7 protein-coding genes are annotated in these 22,622 nt (G+C 59.6%); 1 reads left to right on the top strand and 6 read right to left on the bottom strand.

Going from position 1 to position 22,622, the window contains the following annotated elements; all coding sequences use genetic code 11:
- The 4 genes from BTW07_RS19715 to BTW07_RS18465 all read right to left on the bottom strand — a co-directional run.
- The coding region (locus BTW07_RS19715) for a two-partner secretion domain-containing protein (protein ID WP_075571634.1) at window positions 1-13,428 on the bottom strand (13,428 nt) is incomplete at its 3' end.
- 75 nt (window positions 13,429-13,503) lie between these two features.
- Window positions 13,504-15,123, bottom strand: a complete 1,620-nt coding sequence (locus BTW07_RS18475) for a ShlB/FhaC/HecB family hemolysin secretion/activation protein (protein ID WP_244158459.1) — start codon at window positions 15,121-15,123, stop codon at window positions 13,504-13,506.
- A gap of 261 nt (window positions 15,124-15,384) precedes the next feature.
- Window positions 15,385-17,265, bottom strand: a complete 1,881-nt coding sequence (gene glmS / locus BTW07_RS18470) for a glutamine--fructose-6-phosphate transaminase (isomerizing) (protein WP_075571633.1) — start codon at window positions 17,263-17,265, stop codon at window positions 15,385-15,387.
- A 44-nt stretch (window positions 17,266-17,309) separates the two neighbouring features.
- Window positions 17,310-18,086 carry a DeoR/GlpR family DNA-binding transcription regulator gene (locus BTW07_RS18465; protein ID WP_075571632.1) on the bottom strand — a complete coding sequence of 259 codons (777 nt, stop codon included), beginning with the start codon at window positions 18,084-18,086 and terminating at the stop codon, window positions 17,310-17,312.
- A 149-nt stretch (window positions 18,087-18,235) separates the two neighbouring features.
- Here BTW07_RS18465 and BTW07_RS18460 point away from each other — a divergent pair, with 149 nt between their 5' ends.
- Window positions 18,236-19,267, top strand: coding sequence for an FAD:protein FMN transferase (locus tag BTW07_RS18460; protein WP_075571631.1), 1,032 nt, complete (start codon window positions 18,236-18,238; stop codon window positions 19,265-19,267).
- A 7-nt stretch (window positions 19,268-19,274) separates the two neighbouring features.
- Here BTW07_RS18460 and BTW07_RS18455 read toward each other — a convergent pair whose 3' ends face one another.
- Both BTW07_RS18455 and BTW07_RS18450 read right to left on the bottom strand, forming a co-directional pair.
- Complete coding sequence (locus BTW07_RS18455) at window positions 19,275-19,982, bottom strand: response regulator (RefSeq protein ID WP_075571630.1); 708 nt, start codon at window positions 19,980-19,982, stop codon at window positions 19,275-19,277.
- The coding region (locus tag BTW07_RS18450; protein WP_075571629.1) for a sensor histidine kinase at window positions 19,975-22,622 on the bottom strand (2,648 nt) is incomplete at its 5' end. The genes BTW07_RS18455 and BTW07_RS18450, both read right to left, overlap by 8 nt.

Genomic DNA, 22,622 nt, shown 5'->3' with positions numbered 1-22,622 from the left:
GCTGACCGCGCCGGTGGCGGCCAGCGATCCCGCGCCAGCTGTCATCATGGCGCCACTCAGGCCAGCGCCAATGCCAGGCATCATGGCCGTGGCGGCAATACTGATCGCTAGCGCCGCTCCCTGACCCAGCCCCGATTGGCTGTAGTCCCAACTGTCGTGAATCTCCTTGACCGCACGCCAGTCGATATCGCCGCGATCTTCCATCGTCTTGAGCCAAGCGAGGTCGGGATCGGCAGTGACCATGGCGTCGATGGTCTGGCTGACCGTCTGCTGGTCGATGTGGCTAACGTCGATGTTGAGGCCGTTGGCTGCCTGGATCAGCGTCTGCCCTTGGGCGAGCAGCTCACTCTGGCGCAGCGTCTGGTCGGTCTGGCCTTTACCCTTGGCCGACTGCCACGCCCAATTGCTCTTGCTCTTATCATGAGACTCTGTGCGAGTATCCAATGCCCCGGCGAAGGTGATGCCGCCGCCGCTGGTGAGGCTGAGATCCTCGCCACTATCGAGCCTGGCGGCCTCGTAGGTCTGGTCTCCGCCGCTGGCGATGGTGAGGTCACCACCGGTCTCGACGGTCGTCCCGACCGCGCGGGTGTCGGTGACTTCGTCGCGCTGGTTGCTGCCACCGAACAGACCGCCTCCCACTTTCTTTTCATAGAAGTCGTAGTCTTCATCTTTGGCGGCCAGCAGGTTGACGTTACCACCGCCAACCAGATAGGCCTGATCGCCCGCTTCCAGGCGGCCAGCAGTGACATTGACGTCACTTCCAGCGACCAGCGTCAGGTCGGCGCCGGCTCGGAGTTCACTGCCTTGCTGGCGAATCTCTCGATGAATTTGCTTGGTCGAGCTGGACCGGTAGTTTTCCTCCAGACTATCGGCGGCTGAATTCAGCGTAAGATCACGACCGGCGCTCAGGCGCAGGCTCTCACCAGATTCCAACCGGCTGGCGACCATGTCGATGTCACGGCCTGCCGCAACCGTCAGATCTCCCGTGGCATCGATTCGGCTGGCGACCTGTTCGACCCGCTCGCTCGTCTTTCGATGACTGAATCCGGCCGATTCCGTTCTTCGGTTCTGCTCCCCGGCCGCGATTCGGACATCGTTAGCGGCCGTCAGGCTGATATCCGCGCCGCTGTCGAGCCGACTCGCGCGGATATCGATATCGCGCCCCGCAGCCAGGGCGGCCCTGCCATCGCTGAGCAATTGACTGGCGGTTTGCGTGGTGGTGCTCTTTTCTGCGAGCTTTCTCCCACCCGAACCGGTATCGATACGCTGGTAGCTGTCCTTCAGTGCACTGACGGTAATATCGTCGCCGCTCCACAGCTCCAGCGCTCCTCCTGTGGAAACTCGGCTACCCAGAACCGAAATGTTTTCACCGGCTGTCAGGACGAGATCGTTGGCCGCTTCGAGTGAAGATCCCAAGTGAGTGGTCGCTGTCTCGATGCGACCCGCACCATAGGCAGTATCTTCTTTCCAGGAGTCCTTGACGGCATCCAGCAGGATGTCGCGGCCGGCGTTCGCTTCAATGGCGCCGAGACTGAGTATCTCGCTGCGGTTGATCAGATCGCGACCAGCGTCTAAACGAAGGTCCTCTTGGGAAAATATCAATCCTCCGGCGTCGAGATAGGTCTGGTAGGACTTGCCATACCCGGCGGTAATTGCCGTACGGTCATTGACGATATCGCCCTTCAACGTCTCCAGAGAGACGTTTCGGCCGCGTATCTCCCCGGCTACGGCGTTACGAATATCGTTGACCGCGCTCATGTCGAGGCGATTCCCGGCTTCGACCAGCCCTCCCTGAAGGATGCTGCCCCCGCTGTTCATTGTCAGGTCGTTGGCGGCCTTGATGGTGCCAACATTGATCAGATCGCCCCCGGCTATCAGCTCGATATCGCGACCTTGAATCAGACTGCCGCCGCGGACGTTGCGCTCATCTACCTGAGCCAGATAGAGCACGGGAGCCAATACCGTTTCGCCATCGATCTCCTGGCTTTCCAGCCAAACGATATCGTGGGTCAGGGCCGCCGTCTGCTCGGGTGTGAGGCCAACCCCAACCGTCAGTTGCAAGGCATCCTGAGCCGTAATGGCGTTGTCCATCAGGTAGCGATACTGCTGGTAATCGTCGTCGAGGCGATCATCCAGGAAACGGCTACCCGTCGACGCTTGAATCGCGTCTCGAATCAAACGAGATTCATAACGGCCATCACCAAGCAATTGGTAGGCGCTGTCATCGCTATAATCGAGTTTGTCGAGCAGATAGTCGGAACCAATGACATTCTCGACGGCAGTGAATTCGGGATTGGTCTCGATCAGGTAGTGGCTCTTTGGCGCCGTGCTTTTGACAAACAGACCATAGTCACCCTTGGGAAGACGGAAGCTCGACAGGGATGCCGGGGAGACACGCTCGAATTCCACCCCGTGATAATCGACAGGGGCAAAACCGACTCCCGAGGAAGGCAGTGTGGCAACTTGGCGCCCCTCAATGCCATCGCCCACGACGGGAGCGAGCGAAGCAGCGCTATCACCGCCATCGGTTGGCTGATCGTGGATACGCTGAACAGCAACGCTGTTCTCCAACCCTTTCGGCGACGTCTGCCGGGGGGTATCGACATCAACATGCCGAACGACACTTCCATCTTCTCCTTTCGACCACACCTGTCGGGAGGTATCGGTGTCAGTTCCTGCACCAACGTCTATCGGTAACGATACCGACGCTCGCTGACTGTCGACGACTGGGGTTTCAAAGTCATCGGGATCAGGGTTCGAAACCGAAGAGCCAGGGACATAGTGCGTTGCAACGGCCTCGTCGTTACTTTGGCTAATCCTCGAAGGCGTTCCAACGTTTTTATCAATGCCGATATTGAGGTCTTGCTGGCGTCCTACCGATGTCCTCTTGGCATTGCCTTGCAACGACTCTGTATCGCCGAAATCGAAATCGCTCCCTGTAGCATCGAGATCGTAACGATCATGAGAAACATTGATTGTCGGTTGCGAACTCGTAGGATGGGCACTCTTGCGATGTCCGAGTGAAATATCTACTACGGAAACGGCTGCGTCGATGTCGGTGTCAGCGCCTTTTCCTTGTAATTGAACACCCTGGCTTTCTTCAACCTCACCATTGCCAATACTCTCAGCGGCATGAATGGATATGATTCCTCCGGCCTGTATTGTGGCAGGTGAAAGTGCCCCTATGCTTTGACGTACCGTGACATCGCTCTCGAGTGTTTTTTTAGCCACCACATTGGGGATGTCAAGCGGATTTCTATCGTTATCAAGTCCACCTTTTTGATTCCAAACAACAATTTCTGCCGGCTGAGTCTTGTTCTCAGGCTCCCCCTCCGATAGCAAGGCTTCCAAAGCTGTCTCAGCAGCAGGTCGCGCTTGTCTATTGGGTGAAAAAGTGTCTTTCTCTAGCTCCTCAACATCGTCTTGGTAGGCTTTCTTGAGATCACTGACCTGACGAATTTTATAACCACTTAAATTACTGGGCTTTCCTGCGTAAACGGTTATTCTTGTCTTTTTCTCTTCTGTTTCTCCACGGTTGATGAGTCTATCCACTCTAATAGACAAATCCCCACCGGCAGCAACAAAACTATTTTCATTGACCATATCTTTTGCTGCAATATCAATATTGCCGCTAGAAATTATTTGCGACGCCGCTGAATCCAAAACTATTTTTTTGTCAGACTTTTCTATTACTTTGTAGTCTTGAAAAACCCGTCTGATGATAGGAATTTTATCTTTAGGCCAATCCTGATTTTTATTGTTCCTGGCCGCATAAGTTCGATATTTTTTCGCCACATAGTTGGTCGTTTCTATTTGACGACTTTCAATATTTTCAGATGTTTCAAAAACCTCTTTTTTATTGATTATATCTGCAACCTTTAGGTAAATATTACTCTCTGCTTCAATAGTCCCTGAACTATTTTCAAGTCTGTCTGCAAAGTTACGCTGATCGTCCAGTGCGAAATCGATGCCGCCCCGGCTGTAGATATCGCCATAAGTATTGGTCAGACGCTTGCCCCGAAGGGTCATTTCCTCGCCGGAGAACAACAGCGTATCTGCATAATTGTCGATACCACTTCGACTAACGAGACGAAGATCTTGCTGGCTGCCTAGAGTGCCGCGATTATCGATATCCGCTGCCTGGAGGTCGATATTGCCACCGGCGACGAGCCTACCGAGATTATCCAGTCCACCGCTCAGACGGTAGGTTGCGTTGCCTTCGCTCGCTATTCGGCCGTCGTGCTGGGACAGGCCGCGCGCCATGACATTGAGCGCGGCCTGGCTCGAAATCGTCCCAGCGTTGACGATATCTCCTCGACTGGTGAGGAAAAGATCGCCATTAGCGAGTAGCTTTCCATTGTTATCGATAGCTGTCGCATCCAGCGTCAGGTCACCGGCACTCGCAATGCGCTCGTCGCTGTCCAGATCGAGAATATCATCGGTTCTAAATGTGATCGCGTCGTTGAACTGCCATCGCCCCGTACCTACCAGATGATCGACATCGAAGCTGCCGCTCGCAGTGCCTTGCACGTCGCCATCGCGATTGTTGAGCGAGTCCGCCAGCAGAGTGAAGAGCCCCGTGCCGGCATGCAGCATGGTGCCAAGGGAATTCAAGAGATCGCCGGCTTCGAGTTGGAAATCGTGGCTACCAATGCCGATCTCCCCGCTACGATTGTCCAGGGTGGCTTCGACCTTCAGAACGCTACGTTCCCCACCCAGCGACCGCAAGCTGCCATTGTCATTGGCGATCGAACCGGCGTCGAGGCTAAGCTGGCTCTGTGCTTCGACGATACCGCCGGCGTTGACCAGTCTTCCCGCAGTGAGCGCTATTTCCTCTCCGGCAATCTGGCCGTTGGTGTTGTCCACCAGCGGTGGGTCGATATCCAGCATGCCATTGGCCAGAATGCGTCCGGCCACATTGTTCAAGCGATCGCCGAGCACGATTTTCAACAACCCCTGGAGACTAGAAAGCAGCCCTCCATTCCCGTTGTCGAGACGGTCGCCTTGCAGGTTTACACTGTCGCCCTGGATCAACCCGCCGCGATTGTCGATAGCGGCGGCACCAAGCGTCAGCGCGCCATTGTCGGCGATGATCCGGCCACTGCGGTTATCGAGCAGGGAGTGTCCTTCGAGTTCAATTTTCCTGCCAGCGATTTGGCCGTTGGCGCGGTTATCGAGGCGGTCGACGGAGAAAGTGAGTTGTTGACCACTGAGAGAGCCGCCCCGATTGTCGAGCGTTTGATCGTTGGACGATATTTGCAACACACCGCCTTGGGCATCGATCACTCCGCGACGATTGTCCCCAAGGCCATCGAGTGTCAATGTGACCCCATCTTTCCCCCCAAGTATCGCGCCCTGGTCATTGACGAATCCGTTACTGGTGAGACGCACACCGTCCGCCAGCAGCACTCCCTCGGTGTTGTCTAACGTTCCGGTCTGGACGTCGATTCGGCCATCGGCCTGGAGTCTGCCTTTCGAATTGTCGAGACTGGCGGCATCGATCAACATCCCATCTCCGCCGGCGGCTATCAGGCCCTCGTCGCTGTTGTCAATCTTGCCTCCATGCAATTCGAGACGGTCGCCAATCAGTTGTCCTCGACGGTTGTCGAGATCGTCCACCATCAGCTCGAGATGAGAAGCCGATATTTGTCCATCGTCATTGATTAGTGTCTGGGCCCGATGGATATCGATAGTGCCGTTTTTCGAAAGGATATGACCGGCACTATTATCGATGGATCGGGAGACGATAAGTTCGAGTTTGCCAAGGCTCGACAAGGCTCCCTGTGCATTGTTCAGCTCGTCACTTTCGACCCGTAACGTGTCTGACAAGAGGACACCATGAGCGTTATTCAACTGACCGGTTTCCAGGCTCATGGGCCCAACGGCCTGCAACTGACCTCCGCGGTTGTCAACGTTCTGCTCGATCTGCAAATCGAGCGGCCCGTCAGTGGTGCCGATCAGTCCCGACTCACGGTTGACCAGTGTTCCGAGGCCCACATTCACGCTGGCGCCCACGGCGAGGCCCGCGTCGTTGTTCCAACTTCCAGCGATCACTTTTAGCCCAGTGGCGGCGCGAATATGCCCCTCACTGTTGAGTAAAGCGTCGTCATTGGCGACGTCGAGGTTCAGTTCTCCTCGATCGGCGATCAGTTCACCCTGTCGGTTATCCCACCGGCCCTGGGTCCCGAGATCGAGAACTCCTCCGACCATTCGCCCCTTGCGGTTGTCGACGCTGTCTGCGGCTAAAATCAACCGTCCCGAATCACCATCGCCGGCCTGAAGAACCCCATCCCGATTGTCGATCCCTTCCTGAATGTGCAGGGATAACGGACCCTGGGCAGCACTGACGATACCGCGGGTGTTATCGAACGCTCGACCGGCCAATTGCAGCACATCCGCAGTCATGATGCCGGCAGCGTTGAGAATGGCTGCTCCAGCATCCAAGGCCAGTTCGCCCGCGGCTTGCAGCCTGCCGTCATCATTGTCGATATTGCTCTGTGAGGTCAGCTTGGCATCGCCGGACGCCGAGGCGATCACGCCTTGCTGGTTGATCAGGGAGCCACTCAGCAGTTCCAACTTGCCGGTGGCGGCCAGGGTACCGCCAGTGTTGTCCAGGCTGCCCTGTGAATCGATCAGAAGCGAGTTATCGGACGCCAGTATCCCGCCACCATGGTTGGACAATACCCTGTCGATAAACAAAGCCAAGGAAGCCGCGACCAGCTTGCCATGATCATTATTCAGATCGCCTGCTCGCATTGTCAGACCATCTTGTGCCTGAATTTGCCCCTGTTCGTTGACCAGGGAGCCTTCCAGTAGCAGGTCGATCAACCCTTCATCAGCACCGAGATATCCGCCGGAGTTATCAAACGAATTCCCGGATATCCGAACACTCTTGCCTTCGATGGCCCCATTGTGATTATTCAGTTGTCCATCGGCGTCAAGCATCATGATGGCGCGGTCTGCCAACAGTATCCCTTGGGTGTTATCCAGATCGCCACGCAGAGTCAGGCCGACTTCGCCTGCGACCACCCGACCATGCCTGTTGTCGATGCCATTTGCCTGGATCTGGACGATATCCTTGCGTCGACTCGCTTGATACGTATCGTCATGGGCCTGAATGGCGCCACCGATATTATCGAGGTTACCCTCCAGATCCAGCGTCAAACCTCCTTTATCGGCTGTTATCAGACCATTGTCGCTATTGATCAGCGACGCCGCCCGGATACCGAGAGCATCACCGCGTATCGCGCCCCCGGTATTATCGACGCTACCTGCCGCTTCGAGTGTGAGATTGCCACGACGTGCGGATATTCGACCACCCTGATTCCGAACATTACCCTGGGCCAGGAGATCGATGGTATCTGCCAGCAGAGTTCCGTTGCTGTTGTCGAAAGTATCAGTTACCAGATCCACAACACTGTCTAAAGCCTGAAGATAACCGCCAACATTGTTGAGAGTCCCGAAAACCTGCAGCGAAAGTGATCCAGTTTCAGCACTGACAACGCCATCGTTGTTATCCAGCGTATCGGCGTCGACAGACACCTGATTGGCGACCAGGGTACCGCTACTGTTATCGAGAGATTCGCTTGAGACGGAGAGGGTATCGCGAGCCTGCAACTGGCCATTGCGGTTGTCCAAATTATCGACAGCTATAGAAAGATCGCCGGCATCGGCGGAAATCAGCCCTTCTTCCCGATTGTCCAGTGTCACTGCGGTGATATCAACATTGTCGGAAATCAACTCTCCGCGACGATTGTCGACATCAGCCACTGTCAGCTCGAGACGAGGCGATGCCAGCCGACCCCCTGTGTTGAGGAAAGTCGCCGCCCCTTCGATCGTCAGGCTGCCATCTCGGGCGCGAACGCTTCCGGCGGTATTGTCGAAAATATCGGAGACGCGTAGCGTCATGTCGTCGATACTCGACAGTATACCTTGTGCGTTGACGAGAGAGTTGCTTGCCACTCGAAGCGTGTTGGCCAACAGGATTCCATGACTGTTATCGAATCTCGAGACATCCATTTTCAGATGTGTCGCGGACTGCATTCGGCCACCAATGTTCTCAATGGTGCCTGTCGCTCTCAATTCGAGTGGACCATCCGAAGCGACAATCAACCCCAACTCATGGTTGGCCAAGTTCTGGAAATTGCTTTCTACGTATCGACCAGACGCGGTACCCGAGGTATTGTTCCAATTACCTGCATCGATACCGAGACGGGAGAACGCTTGGATCGTTCCGCCGACGTTGAGCAGGTCCGCTTTACCGCCGGTTTTTAGATCGATCGAACCAATATCTGCGATCAATTCTCCCTGGCTATTGTCCAATTTGTTGTGGCCAGTCAATTGCAGAGCGCCCGCAATCATTCTGCCGGTACGGTTATCTATCGTGCCGGCATCGATGCTCAACGTTTCATCGCTATTTTCCCCCGTCTGAATGGCACCATCGACGTTACCGAGCCGCCGCTGGACATCGATTCGCAGCGGCCCTTGCTCCGAACTGATAATGCCTCCGTCGTTATTAACCTCACCTCCCGCCAACTCCAGCGCGCCAGCGCTCACAGCACCCGCTTCGTTAAGAATTGCTTCCGTCGCACGGAGGATCAGGACACCGGCAACCTGCAGCGTTCCCCCTCGATTGTCGGTTGTACCCTTTGATGCCACCTCGGCGTTACCTGAAACGGTTGTGATCAGTCCTTCCAGATTGATGACATCGTTGGCGACCAAGGTCAGGTCTCTATTGGAAACCAGTTTGCCGCCCGTGTTATCGGTGCCGGCGCCGGCGGTGAGCAAGAGTGCCCCCCGGGTAGCCAGCATTTCTCCCCCGGCATTCGATACGTCTCCTTCCGCATGCAGCTTCAGCGCCGGTGCCAACAAGCTACCGAGAACGTTGTTCAACGTTGCTGCAGTGAGCTGCATTTCCTCCTGTGCCTTTAGTTGACCCAGTCGATTGAGAAGAGTGCCCGCAACGGAGAGGTCAAGCGATGCTTTGTCTGCCAGCAACACACCCTCCGAATTATCGAGATCGCCGTTTACCGTCACACCGACATTGCCCGCGATGATTCGTCCCGCGCGATTGTCCAAACTGGCGCTTTCGAGCTGGATCCGGTCCTTGCGGGTTTCGGCCTCCTGGGCTTGGATCGTACCACTGACGTTGTCCACGGCATCCGCCACGACCAAGGAGACCGATCCTGCATCCGCGGATATCAATCCCTCTTGGTTGTTCAGCGACAGCGCCTTGATGTTGACTGATTGACCACTCAGGTTGCCCTGCGTGTTGTCGAGCATCTTCTCGATGTCGATACTCAGGTTGCCCTGCTCAGCACTGATACCACCTTCCCGGTTGCTTAGGGCACTACCATCGACATTGATACTGTCGGCGATAATAATGCCCGCGTCGTTATCAATCTCTGCGCCGCTATCGAGCGTCAAATCCTGCAGAGCCTGCAACTGCCCATTGGCGTTAACCAGCTCACCGCGCACGACGAGTTGCAGGTCGCCCTCATCTGCCGAAATTAGGCCGTCTTCGTTGGCCGCCAAGCTTCCCGTTTCGAGTCGAACGTCATTACCGCGAAGTACACCCTGGGTATTTTCGAGGCCGCCATTAATACTGATGGCGAGGTTGCCCTGCTCGGCGCTGACGTTCCCTCTTTGGTTGCTCAGGGTATGGCCACTAACCGACAGACTGTCTGCGATTACGGTGCCTGCATCGTTGTCGATGTCGCCTTCGCTGGCGAGAGTCAACTCATTCATGGCCTGCAACTGACCGTTGGCATTGTTCACTGCACCATGCGCGATGATCTCCAAGTTACTGCCATCGGCCGAGATCAGACCGGACTGGTTAGCCGACAGTGTTCCCACTTCAATGCGCACGCCACTGCCTTGCAGAACGCCTCGGGTATTGTCGAGGCCACCGTCGGCGGTAAGATCGAGATCTCCCTCGGTGGCGGCGATGCGGCCACCGCCATTGTCCAACGAGTGCTTCACGTTTACGTTGGCACGCCGCCCCAGCAGATCGCCCTGAAGATTGGTGAGACTCCCGGCAATGATCCCGGCGACACCTTGCACCGCCTGTATGAGCCCTCCTTCATTATCGAGGCCATTGCTGGCATCAATATTGATATCTCCCTGCTCAGCGCTGATCGCACCGCCTTCATTGGTCACGGCGGACGCTGTGAGTGTCACGCTATCCGCGACCAGTGTGCCGCCGTCGTTGTCCAGGTTGGCGGCATTGACCTTGAGCGTGTCCTGCGCCTGAATCTGCCCCTGAGCGTTATCAAGATCACCAGCAACGTCGATGTTCGTAGCTGCTGCATTGGCGGAGATCAATCCATCCTGGTTAAACAGCGAAGCAGCGGATAGGGAGAGCGTATCGGCGATGATTCGCCCTTTGCGACTACTCAGGTCGCCGCCTTGATAGTGCAGATCGTTGGCCGCTTGGAGGGTACCGCCATCATTATCTAACCGCCGAGACAGTATCAGGGTGGCATCGCCGTGTTCGGCGCTGACGATACCTGCACGACGGTTATCCAGCTCTGCCGCAGTAAGCGCGATGTCCTTGGCAATCACACGCCCATTGAGATTGCTGATTTTCGCGGCATCGAGTGACAGCGCTTTTGTGGCTTGGATCAGCCCACCATCATTGTCGAGATTATTGCGGAGCTTGGCCGTAACGCTTCCATCCTTGGCACCGATAACACCACCCTGGTTACTCGTCATTGCTTCGGACTCAAGATTGAGCGCGTTCCCGATCAAGATGCCGTCGCGGTTATCCAAACCACCGCCAACTTTCATCAGGAGATCGCCCTCACCAGCTACGATCCTGCCACCCACGTTGGCGACATCGTCACTAGCGGCCAATCCGATGGTATGGGCTGAAACTGTACCTTGATCGTTGATGACCAAACCGGCGTCGAGCCGTACATCGCCGGCGAGGGCTTGCAGATATCCACTCGTATTGTCTATCTCACCTCCAACCTTGATGGTGAGATCACCCCGCTCGGCACTGATGGCACTTTTCAGATTACTCAGGGAACTGCCATCTATGCCGACGCGGTCGGCAACCACGGTGCCGGCGTCGTTATCGATGGTTCCAGTACTATCTAGCGTCAGTTTGTGCCGGGCCTGTAACTGGCCGCTGGCGTTATTCAGTACGCCGTGGGTGATGAGTTGCAGGTCCCCGTCATCTGCCGAAATCAGACCGGACTGGTTAGCCGTCAACGCGCCCATTTCGAGACGAAGATCGCTACCTCGAAGCACACCCTGAGTGTTGTCGAGGCCGCCGCCGGTGGTCATATCCAGCGCGCCCTCCGTGGCAGTGATACGTCCGCCATCATTGTCCAGCGAGCGCTTTACGGTGACATTGACGAGCCGTCCGAGCAGGTCGCCCTGACGGTTGGTAACAGTGTCGGCACTAACGATGACTTCACCTCGTGCTGCCTGCAGATGACCGCCATCATTGTCGAGGTTCTCCCTCGCCTCGACGTAGAGATTCCCTTGCTCGGCACTGACCGTTCCCGCTTCGTTGGCGAGGCTGTCGGCAGCGACCTTGACGCGGTCGGCGAGCATGACTCCGGCGTGGTTATCTAAGCTACGGGCCTTAAGCGTCAACGCTTCCTTAGCCTCGATGTGTCCTGCGTCGTTATCCAGCCGACGGGTGACACCGATGGCAACGTCGCTGGTGCGGCTCGAAATCAGCCCATTCCGGTTGTCGAGCGAGTCGCCTTCGAGGGTAAGAGTGGCGGCCAAGATCTTCCCTCTGCGATTGGAAACGTCCCCGCCGGTAAGGTGCAGGGCGCCGGTCGCCTGAAGCTGGCCCGAGGAGTTGTCGATCTGCCGATCGAAATCGAGCTTCGCACCGCCGGCCGAGGCATCGATCAGGCCGCCGTTGCGATTGCTCAGAGTCTGGCCAGCCATTGACAGCCCGTCGGCGTGAACCACGCCATCGTCATTCACGAGCTCGACGGCTTTCAGGTCGAGATCGCCATCGTCGAGCAGGAATCGGCCCTTCTGGTTATCAAGGCTATCGATATCGAGAATGACGTCCTGGCCGCTACCGAACCGCAGATCGCCCCGGTTGACGATCCGCGGCGCGCGCAGATCGAGGTCCCGCTCGGCCGCTATCGTGGCGTCGGACCGATCGTTATGCAGCGATGCGGTGTCGAGACTGACGCTCTGTCCCTGAATGGTGGCGGTGTTATCGATCGCGTCGCGGGCCGTCACCGCAATCTCGTTGGCCAACAGTTGCCCATGGTTGCTGGCGACACGTCCATCGATCTTCAGTTGCTGGGTGGCATCCAGCCGCCCGTGGTTGTCGATGCGATCGGCGTGCACCGTCAAACGTCTTCCCTCGAGACGCTTGCTCTCCTCGACGCCGGCAATCACCTCTCCTTGCTGGGTGATCTTGCCGCCGGCTTCGAGAGAGATGTCGCCAGCGCTGGAGACATTGCTGTAGAGGGCCATGTCGCCAGTGGCATGGATTGCCAGTCGCCGCTCTCCACGTAGCTGTCCTTCAGCGTCGATGGACGCAGCCCGCACGTCCAGACGCCGCGCCGCGGCGGTGTCGGACAGTTCCAGATGCCCCGCGGCATCGATGACGATATCACCCGCGCTGGCGGCCATATCGCCTGCCACGCGGACACCCACACCCGCTTCGGTCCCGATCAGAGAGATACGGTCAGCGTACATCCCCCCCAATGTCGAAGCATCGAGGGCCAGCGCGGGAGTGGCTCCCTTGCCCGCACGTGGCGTCGCGGAGAGGTCATCGGCAGAGACATCGTTGGCCCCGGTAACGATATCCAGCCGATGGGCATGAATGTCGGCGTTCAGTTTGGCGGCGCGCGTGATGATGTCGAACTGATCGACCTGGGTCGCGTCCAGCCCCAGCCCTTCGATAGCCACCTGTCCTCGCTCGACGGCGTAATGATCGAGTTCGCCGTTTTCGACTATCGGCTTGCCGGTAGATAGCGTGACCCGGGGGCTGTTGATGAACCCGCAACCGTCACAGGTGATGCCGTAGGGGTTGGCAACGACCACGTTGGCACGGGCTCCGGCCACCTCGGTATAGCCGGCAAGTCGACTGGGGCTGCCACCGTTGACCTCGTTGACGATCAGGCTCGCTGCCCGATCTCTAAGGTTGGGGTTGCCGACGATCTTGCCGGCGAGCTGGGTGTCTTGCCATTTGGTCGTGGCGTTGTTGAGAATCAGCCCGCGCTGGTCGACGTTGTAGTCACTGAAAGTATTGTGGGAGAGTCCCTTGCCATTGGGGGTCGCAATATCGATGACAGGAACGCCGTTACCGGCCTGGTCCAGATGCGTGTTGCCGCCGCCGGAGGACACGACAATGCCATCGGCCAGCACCAATACCGGATGCCAGAAGAGCGCATTGATCAGGGTGATGGCAAGGTAACGGAATCCGTTGGATCTGGCGTTCATTGCTGACTAGTCCCTTCGTCTCTTTTTGTGTTTCTTTACTTTTTCTTGCCATTCACCGGCTACATCGACCGGCGCTCAGATATCGAGCCGGATGTCGAAATAAACGGGGGTCTCTCTGGAATCGATGACGGCAGGCCGTTCCAGCGAGTGAGCAAAGCTGACGTTCGCCGAAAGATGCTTCCCGCTCAGCCCCAGCGAGAGCGCATATCCACTCATCCGGCCGTGGAGCTCCGGGTTGTATTGGCCGTGACGAATGACCCCAGCGTCATAAGCCAACGACAGGTTCCAGGTATCGAACAGCGGTCTGGCGATATCGAAGGGGTGTCGCCAGCCGATCTCGTTGCGCCAGTAGCCACCGCTGTCACCGCTGAGCGACTGTTCCTTGAAGCCACGTACGGTACTCTCGCCACCGATGGTCAGCCGTTGCGGGCTGTAGAGCACATCGTGACTCCATTGCCCATAGGCAAAACTCGTGAAACTCAATGATTGATCGAACAGGGAGAAGGGCTGCCAGTAGCTGAGCGCCAGGGTATTCTTGCGATACTGGGCAGAAGGTTCGGCAGCGGATCGATCTACGTCTCTCTGCGCGCCGAAGCTCGTCAGGCCATGCTGCCACCCCAAATCGAAGTTGATCAGCGCACTGCCCACTCGGCGCCCATGATTGATCCCCAGTTCCAGCTCACTGAGCTCCTGGCTACTGACCTCGATGCGGGTACCGTCAATGTTGTTACGCGTCGACGACTTGCTGAGCCCGACCCTGACGCCGGTCTTGCTGGTACGGTCGCGGAGTATCAGCCGCTCGAGGCCTATTGCATGCTTTTCGCTGATGCCATCGAGCGCAAAGATGAAGCCATTGGCTTCAGCGTGCGTGCGGTATTGGCTTCGACTGTAGCTGTAATCGAAAGTCCAATAACCGTAGGGCACTTCATATCGGATATAGCGACTGTCGGAGTCGGCATCGTCACGTCGGGTCACGGCTTGCCCGAGTTGAAACGTCAACTGGTCGGCTAACCCGAGGGGGCTGTCCCAGCGTATTCCTGCCTGCCATTGCTGCTCCCCGGTGCCTTGACTGCCACCGTTGTTGCGGCCGAGCGACACGTGCAGCGGGCGCCCCGGAGCGTTGTCGATACCGACCACGCTGCCACCGATCTCATCACCAGGCCGAAGCGCCAGTCTTGCCTGATTGGAGGGCAGTCGATTCAACTGATCGATCAACTGCTCCAGATCCCGGATATTGAGCAGGGCCCCCGGTTCTACCGGGGTGGCCATCGTCAGTTCCGTGTCGGATATGTCGTCGTGCTGGTAAGAGAAAGCTTCTATTCGTCCTTCGACGACAATGACACGAAGATGTCCGCTGGAGAGATCCTGCTGGGGAAGATAGGCGCGGGAGGTGACGTAGCCATGATCGAGATAGGCCTGGGTGACTGACCTCAGCAATTCGTTGAGGTCGTCCGCGGTAGCACACCGGTCGCGAATGCCGTCGGCCAGTGCCCGCCTCTCCCGTGAGTTCAGCAGTGTGACGCCTTCCATGTCGACTTCATGAATGGGAAGGCAGGGCTTTTCCGCCGATGGTGAGGGCGAAGTTCGGGAGGCGGGTTCAGACCCTGGCAGGCGATCGAGTGCCTCGAGACGCCGTTTCTGCTGTTCCAGTCGACGCTGGGATTCATCGAGTTCGAAATTGACGTTGCCCGTCATTCGATCGTCGTCGCCTACGGCCAGAGTTGGCCACCCCCACATCGTGACGATGAAGAAAAGGCTGGCTGCAAAAAAATGACGGACAAACACCGATCAGGCCCCTGGTTTTTGCTGAACGCAAAACCATTAACGGCCAGTTACACTGTCGCTTGAAACGAATAGGGCGAAAGCGCCAATCTCCTACAGAAATTGGCGTAAACCGATTACATCAAGAGAGCCGGTACCCGGCACGACTCTCTTTTGCACGCCACCATAACGCACTCACTCCACCGTCACGCTCTTGGCCAGGTTGCGCGGCTGGTCGACGTCGGTGCCCTTGAGCACGGCGACATGGTAGGAGAGCAGCTGCAGCGGAATGGTGTAGACGATGGGGGCGAGCAATTCATCCACAGGCGGTACGTGGAGCACGCGCAGGTTTTCGGCGGCGGTCAGCGCCACGCCTTCGTCGGCGAACACGAACAGCTCGCCGCCCCGGGCGCGGACTTCCTGCAGGTTGGACTTGAGTTTTTCCAGCAGTTCGTCGTTGGGCGCGACGGCGACCACCGGCATGTCGGCGTCGACCAGCGCCAGCGGCCCGTGCTTGAGCTCGCCGGCCGGGTACGCCTCGGCGTGGATATAGGAGATCTCCTTCAACTTGAGCGCACCTTCCAGGGCGATCGGAAACTGGGTGCCGCGACCCAGGAACAGCGCATGGTGCTTCTCGGCGAAGGCTTCCGACAGTTCGGCGATCGGGCCATCCATGGCCAGCGCGTTGTCGAGAACCGCCGGCAGGCCGCGTAGCGCCTGAACCAGAGCCGCTTCGCGCTCATCGCCGCGAGACTTGCGTAGCGAGAGCGTCAGCAGCATCAGGGCGACGAGCTGGGTGGTGAATGCCTTGGTGGAGGCGACGCCGATCTCCGGGCCGGCCTGGGTCATCAGCGCCAGATCGGATTCCCGCGTCAGCGAGCTGCCGGGCACGTTGCAGATCGCCAGCGTCCCCAGATAACCCGATGTTTTGTCACGGCTCTTGGCACGGCTCTTGGCATAGCGCAGCGCCGCCAGGGTATCGGCGGTCTCGCCGGACTGGGAGAGCGTGACGAACAGGGTGTTTTCCGGCACGACGACTTCGCGGTAGCGATACTCGGAGGCGACTTCGACCGTGGTTGGCAGGCCGGCGAGCTTCTCGAGCCAGTAGCGTGCCACCATGCCAGCGTGGTAGCTGGTGCCGCAGGCAACGATATGCACCTGCTTGACCCGCTCGAACAGCGCCCTGGCGCCGACACCGAAGCTGCTCTCGAGCACGTGGGAACCGCTCAACCGGCCTTCCAGCGTGGCGGCGATCACCGTCGGCTGCTCGTGAATCTCCTTGAGCATGAAATGACGATACTCGCCGCGGCTGGCGGCGCTGTCACCGTGCTCGAAGGTGTGCACCGGGCGTTCGACCGGCTGGCCGTCGGCGGCGAAAATCTCGATGCCGTGGGCATCGGACAGGCGGACCACGTCGCCCTCCTGCAAATAAATGAAGCGGTCGGTGACCTGCAAAAGCGCCAGCGCATCGGAGGCGAGGAAGTTCTCGTCGATACCCACGCCGACGACCAGCGGGCTGCCCTTGCGGGCGCCAACGATTTCTCGCGGCGCATCGGCGTGCATCACCGCCAGCGCGTAGGCGCCGTCGATACGGTCGAGGGTGGCCTGTACCGCCGCCAGCAGATCGCCGGTCTCGCCACCGTCCTGATTGGCCCTGTTCTGATGGCGAAAGGCGCGATCGATCAGGTGGGCGACGACCTCGGTGTCGGTCTCCGATTCGAACGTCACGCCATCGGCTTCCAATTCATCCTTGAGCGGCTCGAAGTTCTCGATGATGCCGTTGTGGACGATCGCCAACCGCTCACGCGCCAGATGTGGGTGAGCGTTCACTTCGGAGGGCTTGCCGTGGGTCGCCCAGCGGGTGTGGGCGATACCGATGCTGCCCTTCAGCGCCCGCTGGGTCAGCTTCTCCTCAAGCGCCGCGACCTTGCCGTTGGCGCGTTGGCGCACGAGTGTCCCGTTCTCCAGCACTGCCATCCCGGCGCTGTCGTAGCCGCGGTACTCGAGTCGCTTCAGCCCTTCCAGCAGGATGCCCTGCACGTTGCGCGCAGCCAGCGCGGCGACGATTCCACACATAGTCGATACCTTTCAGAATTCGTTGACGGTCTTACTGATTCGCTTTACTGATCCGCGGGCCGTTCGCCGACCACCAGCGCCACGTCCTGGCGTTCGATGGCGGTCGCCGAGACGTCGTCGAGTCGCCAGTCGGTGACCAGCGTGTCGATGCGCGACCAGGGCAGTTCCAGATTGGGGATACGGCGGCCGATCTTGTCGGCCTCCACCATCACCACCACCTCGCGGGCGACCTCGGCCATCACCCGGGTGAGGCCGAACAGCTCGTTGTAGGTGGTGGTGCCGCGTTCGAGATCGATGCCGTCGGCACCGACGAAGAGCTGGTCGAAGTCGTAGGCCCGCAGCACCTGCTCGGCGACCTGGCCCTGGAAGGATTCCGAATGCGGGTCCCAGGTGCCGCCGGTCATCAGCAGCGCCGGTTCGGACTCCAGCTCGCGCAGTGCACCGGCCACGGCGAGCGAGTTGGTCATCACCACCAGACCGCGCAGACCGCCCAGTTCGCCGATCAACGCGGCGGTGGTGGTGCCGCTGTCGACGATGATTCGGTTGTGCTCGCGGATGCGCGCTCGCGCCGCCCGGGCAATCGCCTGTTTGAACGGCGACAGCGACTGCGCCGGTTCGCTCAGCATCTCCTGGGGCAGAGGCGCCGCGCCGCCGTAGCGCCGTAGCAGCAGGCCGCTGCGCTCGAGCGTGTTGAGATCCTTGCGGACGGTGACTTCTGAGATCGCGAAGCGGCTCGCCAACGTCTCGACCGGGGTTTCCCCGTGTTCGTTGACGTAGGCGAGAATGGCATGGCGGCGCTGAGCGGTGTCGCGTTTCGGCATTCTTTCACTTCGTAAGATAATTCGATCACATCGAAACTCCACCGGCAGATTTTGTCAAGGAAATCGGTAAGCGCCAGAGCGTCTTTGAACCGCAGATCTGCGAAAATGGCCCCTCCCTGAAGTTGATCGCCCCGCCAGGAATGTTCACGATGCGTTGTTTCCACGCCGTTGTTTTGACTTTCGTGCTGATCGTCATCGGAGGATGTTCGCGGCCACCCGACATCCAGAAGTATCAGGGTGATGCCGAAGGCACCTCCTTTCATATCAGTTGGTGGACCGAGGGTGATGTCGACGGCGATCGGGTGAAGCAAGCCTTTGACCAGGCTCTGGAGCAGATCGGCCTGTGGATCTCCAACTATCGCGATGACTCGCTGATCGCGCGCTTCAATCGCAGTCGCTCCACCGACTGGCAGGATTTGCCGCCGGAGGTAACGCAGCTGCTGGCGATCGCCCGGACCGTCCATCGCGATTCCCGGGGATGCTACGATCCGACGATCGCGCCGCTGTTCGATCTGTGGGGTTTCCGGGCGGACGAATTCCAGCCTCCCGACCGACAGCAGATCGATGCGACGCTTGCCGAGACTGGCTATGACCACGTCACGCTGGATGAAGGCGGTAGCCGGATACGCAAGACGCTGCCGGCACTCTCCATCGATATGTCATCCATCGGCGAGGGTTATACCCTCTGGCGCCTGCAGCGCGTACTGGAAAACGCCGGCGTTCACGATTACCTGATCGAGTTCGGCGGTGACACGCTGATCAAGGGCCACAAACCGGATGGCAGCCGCTGGAAGGTCGCGATAGCACGCCCATCGCCGGGCAACCTCGCGGTACAGAAAGTGCTGGAGATAACCGGCGAGGATGGCGTTTCCATCAATACCTCAGGGACGTACCACCATTTTTTCGATGCGCAAGGCCATCGCTATTCGCACATCCTCGATGCCCGTACCGGATCACCGGTCAGCCACGATCTGGTCTCCGCCAGCGTGATCGGAAGCGATCCGCGCGTCGGCGACGCCTGGGCGACCGCCATGCTGTGTCTGGGGCAGCAGGCGGGCATGCAGGTGGCGCGCCAGCAACATCTGGCGGTGTTGTTCATTCGAGAGGATCGGAACGGAAAGCTGATCGAAAGCCGCAGCCCGGCGCTGGTCGAGTCCGGGCTCGTGAAGGAGATGAAGTGAAATCGACCTAACCGAACGAACCGAGTCGATAGCCGATGCCGGCTTCGGTCTGGATCAGCCGTGGCGCGTCGGGATCGTCGCCCAGCTTCTGGCGCAGACGGCTGACGACGATACGCAGGTAGTGGGTGTCGTGGACGTGAACCGGACCCCAGATCTCCGCCAGCAGCTGATGCTGAGTGACGACACGATCGGGTTGGCGTGCCAGCATCGCCAGCACGCTGAACTCGCGTGGCGTGAGATGGACGGCCTCTTCGCCCCGAACGATCCGGTGTCGAGCCAGATCGATGGTCAGCTCGCCGAGCTTCAGTCCCTCGCCGAGGGTGCCGGGTGTGGTCGTGCGTAGCGCGGCCCGTACCCGCGCCAGCAGTTCCTGAATGCCGAACGGTTTGGTGATGTAGTCATTGGCGCCGGCATCCAGCGCGGCCACCTTCTCCGCTTCGCTGGCACGTGCCGATACCACCAGCACCGGCACCTCGCTCTGGGCACGCAGCGCATCGAGCACTTCCATGCCGTCCACGTCCGGCAGCCCCAGGTCGAGAAGCACCAGATCGGGGCGCTGATGATTGAACGCCGACATGCCTGTATTGCCGTCTTCCGTCTCGATCACCTCGAACCCCTGAGAGGTCAGGCTGATTCGCATGAAACGACGGATCTGACGCTCATCCTCGATCAGCAGAATGCGCGGCCCGCGTTCCCCCATCGCCGAATCACTCATTCCTGCTCCTCTCGACCGCGTTGCCGCGATTCTCCATGGCCGTCCCGCCATTCTCTATCGCCGTCACGTCATTCTCCACTGCATTCCCCGAAGGCTGGTGCTGCCCCTCCGCGGGCACCTCGCTGGCGGGAGGTTCCCAGATCGGCAACCGGATCTGGATATCGGTGCCCTGCCCCCAGTCCGCCGGGCCGGCGCTGATCTCGCCGCCGTGGGCGCCGACCATGCCCCGACAGATCGCGAGTCCGAGACCGCTGCCCTGTGGGCCGCGGTCGCCCTCGCCACCGCTGAAGAACATGTCGAAGATGCGTTCTCGCAGCGCCTCGTCGATACCCGGCCCCTGGTCGGTGACATGGATCACCACCTGATCGGCCTCCCTGGCACCGGAGATGCGCAATCGCCCACCCTGGGGTGAGAATCGCGCGGCGTTCTCGATCACGTTGATCAATGCCTGTTCGATCAGCGCCGGATGGACGTATAGCAGTGGCAGGTCGGCGCCAAGATGACGCTCCACCGTCAGCGGTTCGACCACCGATTTGAGACGCTTGAGGGCGGAGGCGATGATATCCGATAGCGCGACCCAGTCTCGCTCGAGCTTCAGTCCGCCATGACCCAGCCGGGTCATGTCTAGCAGGTTCTGAATGTAGCGATTGAGTCGTTCGCTTTCACTGAGAATGCCGTCGAGCAGTTCCTGGCGGTCGGTTTCGGCCAGCTGCGACCAGAGCTCCCGCAACGAACTGGCGGAGCCGATGATCGAGGCCAGCGGCGTGCGCAGATCGTGGGAGACCGACGACAGCAGTGCCGAGCGCAGACGTTCGTTCTCTTCGGCCAGCCGCGCGGTGCCGAGATCGGCGACCAGCCGGGTGCGGGCCAGCGCGCTGCCCAGCTGGTTGACCAGATTGTCGATCAGCGCCTCTTCGGCGGCATCGAGCGGACGCTCGCGATCCCCCAGCGCCAGCCCCAGCACGCCGCGTAGCGTGTCGTTTCCGACGACAGGCACGAACCGCCAGCGCTGCGCGCTCAGGGTCTGGGTACCGTGACCGCTCGGCCGCGCATGCTGATGCGTCCATCGCGACGCCTGCAGCGCAGGGGGTTCGAGCGCAATCTGTCCCGGGTGGGAGGCCGTGACCCGGGGCGGCCCGGCAGCATCGTCGCTCTCGACGAACACGCAGGGCAGCCCGAGCGTGTCGGCCAGCGCCTTGACCGCAATGTCGCGAACGCGGGCGTGATCGGCCGCACTCGCCAACGAGCGCGAGATCGACAGCATCTCCTGGATCCGATGGCGACTTTGCCGAAGTTCGCTCAACTGCCGCCGCACCTTGCCCGCCAGCTGGCCCGCGACCACCGCTACCAGGCAGAAGATCAGCACCGTCAGGACCTGATCCTGATGGATCATGGCCAGCGTGAACCGCGGCTCGGTGAACAGGAAGTTGTAGACCAGAGCGCTGAAAACCACCGCCAGCATCGCCGAGCGCGTGCCCGCGCGCAGCGCACTGGCCAGGACGGCAGCCAGGAAGATCAGCGACAGATTGGCCAGTTCGACCTGGGTCGAGAGCAGCTGGGCCGCCAGCGCCGCCAGCGCTGTGCCCACCAGCGGCCACAGCCACTCCCGCGCCAATGGTGGTCGCCAGCGGGGGCGAGAGGGCCGCGTCATCGCCTCTTCGTCGGCCAGCACGATCAGATCGAACGGCGGACGCCGCGAAAGCAGCCGGTCGACCAGCGGTCGTCGCCATCCCGATCGCCACCAAACGGGTTGCCACCACGCCTGTCGCCGTGAAGTCGCCCGCCCGATCATCAAGGCGGTGATGTTGTGGCGTGCCGCGTGGTCCAACAGCTCCGCCAGCGGGTCGTCACCGCTGAGAGTTTCCCAACGCCCGCCCAACTGCTCGGCCTGCTGGCGCAGATTGCTCGACTCGCTGGCCGTGGCGGGATCGACATCGCGAAGCGGCGTGACCTGCACGGCCTGCCAGGGTGCCTGGTGACGCTGGGCCCAGCGGCTGGCAGCCCGCAGCAGTCCGTGATCGCTACGCTTGCCTTTCACCGCCACCAACAGTTTTGCCCGCACCGGCCAGGGGCCCGCCACGCCGCTGGCATCCATGACCTGGCGCACGTCGCTGTCGAGGCGATCCGACATCACGCGTAGCGCCAGTTCACGCAGCGCGGTGAGGTTGCCAGGCGAAAAATAGTGCTCCAGCGCCGTCCGCGCCTGTTCCGGCACGTAGACCTTGCCCTGCTGCAGGCGCTCGATCAGCTCCTGCGGCGTGAGATCGATCAACGAAATGTCCCGGGCTCGAGCGATCAGCCGATCGGGTACGGTTTCGCGCATCCGAATACCGGTAATCCGCGCCACGTCGTCGTTGAGACTGTCGACATGCTGGACGTTGAGCGTGGTCCAGACATCGATACCTGCATCGAGCAGCTCTTCGATATCCTGCCAGCGCCGGGCATGACGACCGCCGGGAATATTGCGATGGGCCAGTTCGTCGACCAGCAGGATCTGCGGTCGACGCGCCAGCGCAGCGTCTAGGTCGAATTCATGGAAGGTGCGCCCATGACGTTCCCTGGGCGTCAGCGCCAGACTCGGCAGCCCGTCGCACAGGCGTTCGGTCTCATCGCGGCCGTGTGCTTCGATGACGCCCAGCA

It is taken from the genome of Salinicola socius, assembly GCF_001937195.1.
GTDB lineage: Bacteria > Pseudomonadota > Gammaproteobacteria > Pseudomonadales > Halomonadaceae > Salinicola > Salinicola socius.
The sequence above is the reverse complement of the archived record's forward strand: the minus strand, read 5'-3'. Positions and strand labels throughout refer to the sequence as shown.